General features: G+C 40.9%; 12 protein-coding genes and 1 other annotated feature. All 12 genes read right to left on the bottom strand.

Annotation, left to right across the window (positions count from 1 at the left end):
* Positions 1-559: 559 nt before the first annotated feature.
* Entirely contained in the window at positions 560-3,328 is a 2,769-nt protein-coding gene (ileS, locus tag LG307_RS09325; protein WP_404450002.1) for an isoleucine--tRNA ligase, read from the bottom strand.
* A gap of 288 nt (positions 3,329-3,616) precedes the next feature.
* Positions 3,617-3,856 (bottom strand) — a binding site (T-box leader).
* Positions 3,857-3,949: 93 nt separating this feature from the next.
* Positions 3,950-4,450 carry a DivIVA domain-containing protein gene (locus LG307_RS09320; RefSeq protein WP_404450001.1) on the bottom strand — a complete coding sequence of 167 codons (501 nt, stop codon included), beginning with the start codon at positions 4,448-4,450 and terminating at the stop codon, positions 3,950-3,952.
* A gap of 79 nt (positions 4,451-4,529) precedes the next feature.
* Positions 4,530-5,303: an RNA-binding protein gene (locus LG307_RS09315; RefSeq protein WP_404450000.1), complete on the bottom strand. Its 774-nt coding sequence runs from the start codon at positions 5,301-5,303 to the stop codon at positions 4,530-4,532.
* Between the two features lie 68 nt (positions 5,304-5,371).
* Positions 5,372-5,641, bottom strand: a complete 270-nt coding sequence (locus LG307_RS09310) for a YggT family protein (RefSeq protein ID WP_404449999.1) — start codon at positions 5,639-5,641, stop codon at positions 5,372-5,374.
* Between the two features lie 6 nt (positions 5,642-5,647).
* Positions 5,648-6,112 carry a cell division protein SepF gene (locus LG307_RS09305; RefSeq protein WP_404449998.1) on the bottom strand — a complete coding sequence of 155 codons (465 nt, stop codon included), beginning with the start codon at positions 6,110-6,112 and terminating at the stop codon, positions 5,648-5,650.
* A gap of 16 nt (positions 6,113-6,128) precedes the next feature.
* Positions 6,129-6,815, bottom strand: coding sequence for a YggS family pyridoxal phosphate-dependent enzyme (locus LG307_RS09300; protein WP_404449997.1), 687 nt, complete (start codon positions 6,813-6,815; stop codon positions 6,129-6,131).
* On the bottom strand, positions 6,812-7,645 hold the full coding sequence (pgeF, locus tag LG307_RS09295) for a peptidoglycan editing factor PgeF (protein WP_404449996.1): 834 nt from the start codon (positions 7,643-7,645) through the stop codon (positions 6,812-6,814). The genes LG307_RS09300 and pgeF overlap by 4 nt, the downstream gene beginning before the upstream one ends.
* A 104-nt stretch (positions 7,646-7,749) precedes the next feature.
* The gene (locus LG307_RS09290) at positions 7,750-8,010 is read right to left on the bottom strand and encodes a YlmC/YmxH family sporulation protein (protein ID WP_404449995.1); all 261 of its coding nucleotides are present in this window, start codon (positions 8,008-8,010) and stop codon (positions 7,750-7,752) included.
* A gap of 170 nt (positions 8,011-8,180) precedes the next feature.
* A complete protein-coding gene (sigG, locus tag LG307_RS09285; protein WP_047970787.1) occupies positions 8,181-8,960 on the bottom strand; it encodes an RNA polymerase sporulation sigma factor SigG in 780 nt (259 codons plus the stop codon).
* A 140-nt stretch (positions 8,961-9,100) separates the two neighbouring features.
* The gene (sigE, locus tag LG307_RS09280) at positions 9,101-9,820 is read right to left on the bottom strand and encodes an RNA polymerase sporulation sigma factor SigE (RefSeq protein ID WP_010193070.1); all 720 of its coding nucleotides are present in this window, start codon (positions 9,818-9,820) and stop codon (positions 9,101-9,103) included.
* Positions 9,821-9,868: 48 nt separating this feature from the next.
* Positions 9,869-10,798, bottom strand: a complete 930-nt coding sequence (spoIIGA, locus tag LG307_RS09275) for a sigma-E processing peptidase SpoIIGA (RefSeq protein ID WP_404449994.1) — start codon at positions 10,796-10,798, stop codon at positions 9,869-9,871.
* A gap of 614 nt (positions 10,799-11,412) precedes the next feature.
* Positions 11,413-12,582: a cell division protein FtsZ gene (ftsZ, locus tag LG307_RS09270; RefSeq protein WP_010193067.1), complete on the bottom strand. Its 1,170-nt coding sequence runs from the start codon at positions 12,580-12,582 to the stop codon at positions 11,413-11,415.
* Positions 12,583-12,649: the final 67 nt, after the last annotated feature.

Here is a 12,649-nt window from a genome sequence, read left to right as displayed (position 1 = left end):
TTATATGTACTTTAGAATTATAGCAAATAGAGGGTGGTAAATAAAGCTGAAGTATTGACAGATTGGTTCCAATATGGAAAACAGAGAAATATTCTCTGATACTTTTTACTATAAAGCAGTTGTTGCTGGTTAAACGACGCTGTTACTTTCCGCAAATGGCTTCGCTTTCCGCGGGACGGTGCCTTGAGCCTCCTCACAACGCTTAAGGGGTCTCAACCTACCGTTACTCCCCCGCTGGAGTCTTTGCCATTTGCTCCAATCCACTGCTAGTAATCACATAACCCATACGTTAATGCTTATTCAGTTAACACTGTTAGATTACTTTTTGTAACCCTTCATTTAAATGAAACCACCTTGTTGATTGGAGTGGAAGGCGCGCAGAAACCCTGCGGGAGGAAGGGACAGGTGAAACCCCACAGGCTGCAAGCCGAGGAGGCTCACGGACCGCCCGCAGGCAAGCGAAGCGCCTGTAACGGAAATCAACAGGATTTTATACTTTCTTATCTCAATAAAAAACCGCCGACAAAAAGTCGACGGTTTTGCGTTCTTCAAGCGTATATTATGCCGTGTAATTTTCTTTAACTACAGATGCACAGCGAACGCATAGTGTTGGGTGATCTTTATCTTCTCCAACTGTCGGTGTGACAACCCAGCAACGGTCACATGTTTCCCCTTCAGCAGGTGTTACGGAGATAGCTACTCCTTCGAATACGTGAGCATTTTGTGGAGCTCCTTCTTTCACACCAGCAACTTCCAAACCGGAAACAATGAACAATTGTTGAACGTTTTCTTCGATGGAATCAAGCAGCGCCTTAGTCTCCGCATTCGGATATAAAGTGATTTTTGCAGCAAGGGATTTACCAATAACTTTTTCGTTACGGGCAACCTCCAGCGCTTTTAACACATCGTCACGCAGTGCCATGAATTTATCCCATTTTTCTTCAATGGCATCTGCACCTTCAACAGACAATACGTCTGGCATATCCACCAGTTGTACACTTTCCTCTTTTACGAACTCAATGTGTGACCATACTTCGTCAGCTGTATGAGGAAGAATTGGTGTCACAAGTTTAGTAAGAGCAAGCAATGTTTCATATAACACAGTCTGGATTGCTCTGCGGTCATGCTGATCTTTTCCTTCGATATAAAGGATGTCTTTAGCAAAGTCAAGATAGAATGAACTCAATTCAATCGTACAGAAGTTATGAACCGCATGATAAATACCAGCAAACTCATATTCTTCATAGGACTTTTTCACTTTTGTGATCAAGTTGTTCAGTTTCACCATCATATAACGATCCACTTCACGAAGATCCTTTACTTCTACCGCATTCACTGTCGGATCAAAGTCGGAAAGATTCCCAAGAAGGAAACGGAAAGTATTACGGATTTTACGATACACTTCAGCTACTTGCTTTAAGATGTTATCAGATACACGAACATCCGATTGATAGTCCACTGATGCAACCCATAGACGAAGGATGTCAGCCCCAAGTTGATTCATTACTTTAGATGGTAGAACCACGTTACCTAGGGATTTACTCATCTTGCGTCCATCTCCATCAAGTGCAAAACCGTGACTCAAGATCCCTTTATAAGGAGCCTTTCCTGTTACTGCTACACTTGTTGTTAGAGAAGAGTTGAACCAGCCGCGGTATTGGTCGGAACCTTCAAGATAAAGATCAGCCGGACGTTGCAAGTCATCTCTTTCCTCTAATACGGATTGATGGGACGAACCGGAATCAAACCATACGTCCATGATATCCATCTCTTTAAAGAAAGTGCCATTTGGACTGCCTTCATGTGTAAAGCCTTCTGGAAGCAGGTCTTTCGCTTCTTTTTCAAACCAGATATTAGAGCCATGTTCTCTGAACAAGGCAGATACATGATCGATTGTTTCGTCTGTGATAATTTCCTGGCCGTTTTCTGCATAGAATACAGGAATCGGAACACCCCATGCACGTTGACGGGAAATACACCAGTCTCCGCGATCACGGACCATATTGTAAAGACGAGTTTCTCCCCATGCAGGTACCCATTTAGTTTCTGCGACTGCTTCAAGCAGTTGGTCCCTGATTTTGTCGATGGAAGCGAACCACTGTGCGGTTGCACGGAAAATGGTCGGCTTCTTCGTACGCCAGTCATGTGGATAGGAGTGCGTGATAAAGTTCAACTTTAGCAGTGCTCCTGCTTCTTGAAGCTTTTCTGTGATCGGCTTGTTAGCTTCGTCATAGAACAGCCCTTCAAAGCCTGGTGCTTCTTCTGTCATATTTCCTTTTGCATCAACCGGACATAATACGTCAAGGCCGTATTGTTTCCCGATGATAAAATCGTCTTCCCCGTGGCCCGGTGCTGTGTGTACACAACCTGTTCCAGCGTCTGTTGTTACATGATCACCAAGCATGACCAATGAAGTACGGTCATATAACGGGTGTTTAGCAACTACATGCTCTAGTTCTGCACCCTTAAGTGTTTTAACGACCTTTGCATCTTCCCACTCAAGTGTGATTGATACTGTTTCTAAAAGTTCTGCAGCGATGATGAATTTACTGCCGTTAACTTCAACAACATTGTAGTCTAGATCCGCATGTACAGCAATTCCAAGGTTTGCTGGAATCGTCCAAGGAGTAGTCGTCCAGATGATGAAGCTTTCGGTACCATCAAGTACTCCTTTTCCGTCTTCTACCTTAAAAGCTACATAGATGGATGGAGAGCGCTTATCTTGGTATTCGATTTCTGCTTCTGCAAGGGCAGACTCACTAGAAGGAGACCAATAAACAGGTTTTAACCCTTTATAGATTAGCCCGTTTTTCGCCATGTCTCCGAACACTTTGATCTGTTGTGCCTCATATTCAGGCTTTAGTGTGATATATGGGTTGAACCAGTCACCACGGACACCAAGGCGCATAAACTGTTCACGTTGGCGGTCCACCTGGTCATAAGCATACTCTTCACATAATTTACGGAAGTCAGCTACGGACATCTCTTTGCGTTTTACTTTTTTATTCTTTGTTAGTGCTGTTTCGATTGGTAAACCGTGTGTATCCCAGCCAGGTACATATGGCGCATGATAGCCGCTCATGGATTTGTAGCGGACGATAAAGTCTTTTAGCACTTTGTTAAGTGCGTGACCCATATGGATGTCTCCGTTTGCATATGGAGGTCCGTCATGTAATACATACATCGGGCGGTCTTTTGTGCGTTCTTGCACTTTTTTGTAGATGTCCATTTCGTCCCATTTTTGTTGTTGTTGCGGTTCGCGGTTTGGTAGGTTTCCGCGCATTGGGAATTCGGTTTTTGGCATTAGTAAGGTATCTTTATATTCCATGGTCTTTCCTCCAACTTTCACATTTTGAATTTTTCATAGGTAAGTTCTGATAATACTCCGCTGTTGATTTCCGCACTGGGCTTCGCTTTCCTAGGGGCTGACGAGAGCCTCCTCGGCAAGCCTGCGGGGTCTCCACCTAGCGCCATCTCCCTCAGGACAAGGAAGGCTCCGACAGCGATACATCGCACGAAGAAAATGCGTAGCATTTTCGAGGAGTCTTCGCCCTGTGCTCCAATCAACAGCTATAATATCCTAAAAACGAAAAACAAAAAGATCCCCTCATCCCAGAAAAGGGACGAGAGGATCTCCCGTGGTACCACCCTAAATTGACCGTACTGCTAATATTGGCAGTAATGGTCCGCTTTAGCATTCGTAACGTGAATGTGACGACAAGACTTAGAGGCAATCTGCTTTCAGTCCCGTGCTCTAGGGTGATCTTCGTTTTCTCATCTTATACCGGGCTTTCACCATCCCCGATTCGCTAATATAAGTGGTATGAGAAACTACTGTCCCTATCAACGCTTTTTTATATTTTATAAAAAATAAGTGCATATAATTATTCTATGAAAAAACTTTGATTTGTTTCGTTATTATACTGAATATAACCTTATATCGTCAAGGTTATACTCGACTTTCTTCTAATTCTTTATCTTTTTCTTCATATTCCATTAAGTGTTCCCAATCATCATTGTCGATAAGCTCCAATTGTGCTTCCACAAGCATCTTGAAACGGTTGCGGAAAATCTTAGATTGCTTCTTTAATTCATCTATCTCCACTTGAAGTTTTCTTGACTTTAATAAGGACTCATTGATGATGCGGTCTGCATTCTTTTCAGCTTCCTTGATAATTAGCTTTGCTTCTTTTTGTGCATTTCTTCTAACATCTTCCGCTGATTCCTGTGCCACTAGAATGGACTTATTTAACGTTTCCTCAATCGTGTTGAAGTGAGATAAACGATCATTTAATTCTTTGACCTTTTCTTCATGCTCTTTCTTTTCACGCAAGATCATCTCATAGTCCTTGATTACTTGATCAAGAAATTCATTTACTTCGTCTTCATCGTAGCCGCGAAAAGCCTTATTAAACTCTTTATTGTGAATATCAAGTGGTGTTAAGGGCATTGATGCCACCTCCATTAAGATCTCTACTGTTACTTAACATTATTCGACATGCGCTCTTATTTTCCTGCCAGATAGAAAATTATTTTTGTTTTCCTACAATAATTCTCCATTTGTCTTTCTTCGTTTTTCCGTCTACAGTAATTAATTTACTTCTTCCAAATCCCCTTACAGAAAGTATGTCTCCTTCTTGGCATTCAAAAGCTGTCTGCTCTACAAGTTTCCAGTTGATTTTCACCTTTTTGGCACTAATTAATAATTGCGCTTTCTGCCTGGAAAGATTGTAGATCGACGCAATCATCACATCCAGCCTTAAGGATGCAGCAGTGGTAGATGCCTCCTCCCAGCTGGTTTCTGTTGATTTTAACTCTTCTAGTGGGATTTCCCTCAGAGATACTTTCACTTTCCCAACTTCTTGTAATTGCATCTCCACAAAAGCACTTACCTCTGCACTTAATACAACTTGAATAGTTGAATCATGAAAATAAATATCACCAAATTTGCTTCTTTTAAGACCAATTCCCATTAAAGATCCAAGCACTTGGCGGTGTTCGATTTTCACGAATTTTTCAGGATAGGAAAGATCAAAAGCCTTCAAATGAAAATCTTCTGCAGTGGGTTCTAGATAAGGAGGATACAAGAGAGCGCGTTTTCTTTCAGCACCGTCAGTTCCCCCGTGGAAAGCAAGCTTAACATCCTCATTAAGACCAACAACACTTTTCACTATTTCCTGTTCACGAGGATCAAGGAAATCCGTAAGTTTTGACGTATACTGCTCTATAACGGTTTCTTTCCATTCCAGTACTTGATCGATGAATTCATGTTCTTCTTGACGAAAGTGTTGATAAATACTCATAATATCACTCTACTCTAACAAAAGATAAGAAGGGAAACCCGGTAACGTCGAGATTCCCTACTGTAGTATTAATATAAGCCCAGCATTCTAAATAATGCTGCTAGCCCTAAAACGGCATATCGTAAAACAAAAATAGCTACGATTGGAGAAATATCTATCATGCCAAGCGGCGGGATAATTCTGCGGAACATGTCGAGGTAAGGCTCACATATTCTTCCTAACATCCGGCCAAAGGATGATTCCCTGGCTCCTGGAAACCAAGACATAAAAATATAGATGATTAAAGCTATCGTATAAATGAAAACTAAATCGTTCAATAAACTAAAAAACACATCCATGTTCGTCTACCACCTCTTGTCTGTATATTCTTCCTGTTCTTGCTGCATAATCTCAGAAATAGACCCAGATACATCCACATTATCTGGAGTGCATAGGAAAATATTCTGTCCGATGCGCTGGATATCTCCACCTATGGCGTAAACGGTGCCACTTAAGAAATCTACAATCCTTTTTGCCTGATCCATATCGATTCGCTGTAAGTTGACGATGATTGCACGTCTATTCTTTAAATGGTCCGCTACATCCTGTGCTTCTGAATAGGACCTCGGTTCATATAGAACCACCTTGGATGTTTTTTGTACACTTTGTAAACTTACAACATTTTGCCTAGCAGCTGGTTGTGTGGTGCCAGATCTAGTTCTTCTCGGCTCCTCCACCACTTCTTCTTCCTCGTACGCATCCGTCTCTTTGTACTCATATTCTTCATCATCTAAGGCGAAAAAACTTTTGAATTTTGATTTAATTGTCATATCTTACACCTCCAAATTATTGTTCGTTTCCTACAAGTGCACTTCCGATTCGGACGAATGTTGCACCTTCTTCAATGGCAATCTTGTAGTCATTGGACATCCCCATGGATAACTCTGTACATGGTGCATACGGAAGGTTCATTGATTGAATTTCTTGTTGCAGGGATTTCAACCCTCGAAAACAATTGCGTAACGTTTTTTCTTCTTCGGTATGAGGGGCCATTGTCATTAATCCGACAATCTGAATATTTTGGAGGTCGCCAAGCGTTTTTATAAACGCTGGAACTTCCTCCGGTGTAAGCCCGTGTTTGGAATCTTCTCCAGACACATTTATTTGAATAAAGCATTTAACAACCTTATTTGCCCTCTTATGTATTTCTTCTGCCAGGGACTTGCGGTCCAAAGAATGAATGTAATCCACTTTATCGATGATGTTTTTCACCTTTTTGGATTGCAAGGTGCCGATGAAATGCCACGTTGCCCCTTTCGGTATCGCATCTCGTTTCTTTAAAAGCCCATCATCACGGTTTTCTCCAAGATGTGTTATACCCGCTGTGATTGCTTCTTGAGCACGCTCTGTTGACACATATTTGGTAACAGCAATAATTTTCACTTCTTCTATTGAACGATTGACACTGTTACATGCATCCTGGATGTTTTGTTGGATTTCAGAAAGATTTAACTCGACTGATTGTTGACTCATGCAAACTCCGCTCCTTTCAAACCGATAAAACTCATCATTCTTCCTGTTTTCCCCTGATCACGTCGATGGGAAAAAAATAAGGAGTCATGAGAGCTTGTACAAAAAGAGCTGCAAAGGATGTTTGACTCTTTTACACCTGCTTGTAAAACAAGTTCATGATTAATTTTTTTGAGATCCAGTGCATATTGTCCTTTAGAAACTTCTTTCATGTAGTTTTTCTTGTCTACATGAGGGAGCACATCGTTTACTCTATTTACAACATAATCATCTACCACATAGGCTTCTGCAGAAATGGCGGGACCAATTGCTACATGGATAGTATCAATACTCACTCCATCCTCCACCCAGCGGTTAATCATGTTGCCGGCAATATTTTTCACTGTACCTTTCCAGCCTGCATGGGCGATTCCTATTAAGGAATGCTCCTCAGAATAAAAGTACAGTGGCACACAATCAGCAAAACAAAGTGTCAATAAAACTCCTTTGGTATCTGTATAAATGCCATCGGTTCCTGGCAATCCAGTCCCATAAGAGTAGACACCTTTACCTCTATCACCGCTGCTTACTTTTATGATCTTATCTTCATGTGTTTGGTCGCATCCTATCCAATTTTCTGTAGGCATATTCAAGAGACTTGCCAAAATTTCTTTATTTTGGCAAACTGCGTTAACGGAATCATGGACATGCAACCCCATATTTAATGTACTAAATTGTCCTTCACTGACTCCTCCGTTTTTCGTCGTAAATCCGACGATTAAATTGGAATCTTTCTCTTTCCAACCAGGAAGATGCAGTGTTTGTTCTTTTTCCAGAACAAATGGCTCTGTCATTTATGACACCTACTTTATTGTTACACTAATATTCTTTCATATTGTACCACATTTTTCTACTAACATTGAATTATATTGTCCCATTCGACAGTAATTTTCGCGTCTTATTCCTCATAAGAAGCCTCTACTTTTGTTTGATAACGTACAAGAATAACATCTGCGCCGATTTTGACGATGTTGCGCCATGGGATGACGACCTCCTCATCCTTGCCAAAGAAACCCAACACTTTTCCACCACCGGTAATAATGATAGCCTCAATTTTTCCATTTGTCAGATTGATATCTATGTCTCCTATGTTACCAAGTTTTTTGCCATCTGAAACACTTACAACGTCTTTCATCTGAAAATCCGATATTTTCACCATTTCCATTCCCCCAATTTTTCTATCATAGTTAACTATATGATGCTTGCATCGGTCTTCATGAGGAGAAAAAGAAAAAAGTTATAGTTCACTGAAACCTTGTCCAAAAAAAAGAACCAGAGATCCCCTTTAACAATTGGACCCTGGAACTTTTATTTTTATATTTTCCCGCATTAGCTTTGAATATTTTTATTCATCTGCTTAATTGCCGCCTTTTCGAGGCGAGATACTTGAGCTTGCGATATACCGATTTCATCAGCAACTTCCATCTGTGTTTTTCCTTGAAAGAATCGTTTTCTCAGAATGAGTTTTTCTCTGTCATTGAGCCTTCTCATTCCTTCTTTTAGAGCAATCTCTTCTATCCATTGGATGTCCTTGTTCTTTTCATCACTTATCTGATCCAATACATAAATGGGATCTCCTCCATCATTGTAGATTGGCTCAAACAATGAAACAGGATCCTGGATAGCATCTAAAGCGAAAACAATTTCTTCGTGTGGCACTTCCAAAACCTTTGCAATCTCTTCAGCTGTTGGTTCCCTGGATGTTTCACTCATCAATCTTTCTCTCACTTGCAGTGCTTTGTAGGCGATATCCCGTAACGATCTTGATACCCTTATAGGATTATTGTCACGAAGATAACGTCTGATTTCCCCGATAATCATCGGTACTGCATATGTAGAAAATTTAACGTTTTGACCTAAATCAAAGTTATCAATGGATTTCATCAATCCTATACATCCTACTTGAAATAAGTCATCAACAAATTCTCCACGGTTGTTAAACCGTTGAATAACACTTAATACAAGCCTTAAATTACCATTCACAAGCTTTTCTCGAGCAGAAAGTTCACCACTTTGCATTTCTCGAAACAACTTCCGCATTTCTTCATTTTTTAGAACGGGAAGCTTTGAGGTGTCTACTCCACAAATCTCTACCTTATTACGTGTCATTCTTTCCCCTCCTAACAGGAGTTGCTGTTCAGAGTTAAGTATCTCCTCAGGAGGGAAAAATATGCATATCCAGAAATCTATCTATTCTGACAAATAATTACAACCCTTACCATTGCTAATGTTATACCTTAAAAAATTTTTTACACCATTTTGTTGAATTCTTTTCTTAGTCTTTTAATAATGCGTTTTTCCAATCGGGAAATGTATGATTGCGATATTCCAAGCATATCTGCCACATCTTTTTGGGTCTTTTCTTCACCGCCAATCAGGCCGAAGCGCAGTTCCATGATTTGTTTTTCCCTATCATTTAGTTGCTCTAAGGCTTTCAATAGAAGTTTTCGATCTACATTCGCTTCTAAATCTTTTGTAATAATGTCTTCTTCCGTCCCCAACACATCTGAAAGCAACAATTCATTGCCATCCCAATCAATATTTAATGGTTCATCAAAAGATACTTCTGAACGAACCTTATTGTTTCTTCGGAGGTACATTAATATTTCATTTTCGATGCAGCGGGAAGCATAGGTTGCTAATTTAATTTTCTTTTCAGGATTGAATGTATTTACAGCTTTAATAAGTCCAATAGTTCCTATACTGATTAAATCTTCAATATTGATTCCCGTATTTTCGAACTTTCTAGCGATGTACACAACAAGTCTCAAGTTCCGCTCAATCAATATGGACCTTGCAGCTTGATCTCCATTTGGCAATTTGATGAGAAGGTGTGCCTCTTCTTCTTTTGATAATGGAGGCGGGAGAGCTTCACTTCCCCCAATATAATAAATTTCATCTGTCTTTAATCCTAGTTTGATTAATAATTTATACCATAAATAAGTGACTTTTATCTTGAGCTTCCCCAAAGTATTTCCTCCTCTTTCATCATTCTTTTGTAGGTACTGAATAAAGTATTATGATACCTGCTCCACCACTTCTCCTTGCAACATTTTCGGATGAAGGATGCATACATAATCTCCTTCTGAAGAGAGCTTTGTTTTTGTCAGCCCCAAAAGGAATTTCTTTGTTTCATATTGTTTACCATCGTGATGAATGACCGCTTTGTCAGGCTTTATTGCAAGCATCAAACTGGTACTTTTTCCAACAGCCCTATATGGAATGATTCTAATTCTCTCCACCCACTTAGTTTCCTCTGAAAAAGTCGGCCACCCTTGAGTTTGTTCGATGGAGTCCATAGCTTGTATTATTTCTTGAGGGATGAACGCATTTAGATAATCCACTTCTAAAATCATGACAGGGGTTTTGGTAATCGGGTCTAATAGTTGGTTTCCGCTGTCCAAGAGACCTGGTAACGAAATCACTTCCTTTTCGATGGTAATAGTGATGGTGGCAAGTTGATCGTATTTAAATTTCCTTGTTTCCACTGCATGGAATTGTTTCTTTGACAGGTATAAGAGTACTGGGAAACCGATGAGGACAAACATCCATGAGACAGGATCTCCAAGTCCACTAGTCAAACTCTGAATCGTGTCATTGGCAAAACGTTGATCCACTTGCAAGCCGTAATGAACGGCAAGCATCCCTCCTCCTACCGAAAAAGTGGTAACATAGAAAACAATCAAGTTTTCAAGGAAAACCCTTAGCCTATGGAACCCGAAGGCAGCGAGAATAATCGTAAGTGATAAGAGCATTTTAATCAGTGGATTAGCAACAATCATCTGTAGGGGGGTAAACATTAGTACTACTAGTAATGATCCCAAGAATGCCCCAAGCAAAAGCCTCCAGGTCACCATTGTGCGTTTGAGTATGATTCCGGTAATCTTAAGGAGCAGAAAATCAAACCCGAAATTCAAGAGCCAGATCGCATCTAAATATACGGTCAAGTTTAGTCCCTCATTTATACCTTTTTATGTTTGAAACTAGTATAAATCACTACTATTAGGAAGTCTGTCAGTTCCTGCCGATGGTAGAATACAATTTTTGAAGGTTTTTTTGCTTATTTGTCGGAGGGGAAACTTAGAGGACGGAAGATGGAAATAATTATAGTTGATTGACTTATCGACGCTGTTCCTTTCCGCAAATGGCTTCGCTTTCCGCGGGACGGCGCTTGAGCCTTCTCACAACGCTTCAGGGGTCTCAAACCACCGTTACTCCCCCGCTGGAGTCTACGCCATTCACTCCAATCCACAGCTAGAAATAAGAATAACGAAACGTCTACATTTAACTCTTTTAAATGCCTTTTCTTTAACCTTTAGTAAATGAAGTCACCTTGTTGATTGGAGTGGAAGGCGCGCAGACGCCCGCAGGAGGAAGGGACAGGTGAGACCCCGGAAGGCGACGCCTGAGGAGGCTCACGGACCGCCCGCAGGCAAGCGAAGCGCCTGAAACGGAAATCAACTGTTTTATATGCCTTCTAAATTTATATAAACAAAAAACACCAAACCATTTACAAATAAAATGGTTTGGTGTTTTTTGTTTAAGCCGGGAGCTAATGAGATTAGCGGCGGCGATTTCTATTGCGTAAGAATGTTGGAATATCCAACGTTTCTTCTTGTTGCTGTGGTTGTTGCTGACGACGAGGCTCTTGTTGTTCTTGTTGCTGATGAACAGGCTCTTCACGTCTTACTTCACGTTGCGGTTGTTGAGGCTTTTGTGCTGGAGCTTTTTGAGCGCCGAACACTGGGCGTGCACCTTGTTTTGTATGGTTGATTTCTGCTTCGCTGAAGCCTGTAGCGATAACCGTCACAACGATTTCGTCTTTAAGGTTTTCATTGATTACAGAACCGAAAATCATGTTTACTTCTTGATCAGAAGCAGATGCCACGATGTCTGCAGCTTCTTGTACTTCATACAAGCTCAGGTTAGTACCACCTGTAATATTCATTAATACACCTTGAGCTCCGTCAATAGAAGTTTCAAGTAATGGAGAAGATACAGCTTTTTTCGCTGCTTCTGCTGCACGGTTTTCACCTGTGGCAACACCAATCCCCATTAATGCGGAACCTTTGTTGGACATGATTGTTTTCACGTCTGCAAAGTCAAGGTTGATAAGTCCTGGAGTAGCAATCAGGTCAGAGATACCTTGTACACCTTGACGAAGAACGTTATCTGCTTCACGGAACGCTTCTAGCATAGGTGTGTTTTTATCAACGATTTCAAGAAGACGATCATTAGGAATGACGATTAGTGTATCTACTCCTTCTTTCATGGAAGCGATACCGCCTGCTGCTTGAGTAGCACGCTTACGGCCTTCAAATGTGAAAGGTCTTGTTACAACACCCACAGTTAACGCGCCAAGATCACGTGCAATTTGTGCGATTACAGGCGCTGCACCAGTACCGGTTCCTCCGCCCATACCAGCTGTAACGAATACCATGTCGGCACCTTTTAATACTTCTTCTAACTGTTCTTTACTCTCTTCAGCCGCTTTTTTACCTACTTCTGGATTTGCACCTGCTCCAAGTCCGCGAGTAAGTTTACCGCCGATTTGCATTTTCACTTCTGCTTTTGATAGGTTAAGAGCTTGTGCATCCGTGTTAACTGCAATAAACTCTACTCCTTGAACACCATGCTCTATCATACGGTTTACAGCGTTGTTTCCGCCTCCACCAACTCCGATTACTTTTATGGTAGCTAATTGATCGATACTGTTATCAAAATCTAACATGACTGTTCCTCCTATTTCTCGAAAGTACTTGCAAGCTAAAGCTAGTAACTGTTGAACACCGCTGTTG

It is taken from the genome of Sutcliffiella horikoshii (assembly GCF_044809035.1).
In the GTDB taxonomy this organism is placed as follows: domain Bacteria; phylum Bacillota; class Bacilli; order Bacillales; family Bacillaceae_I; genus Sutcliffiella_A; species Sutcliffiella_A horikoshii_G.
The sequence above is the reverse complement of the archived record's forward strand: the minus strand, read 5'-3'. Positions and strand labels throughout refer to the sequence as shown.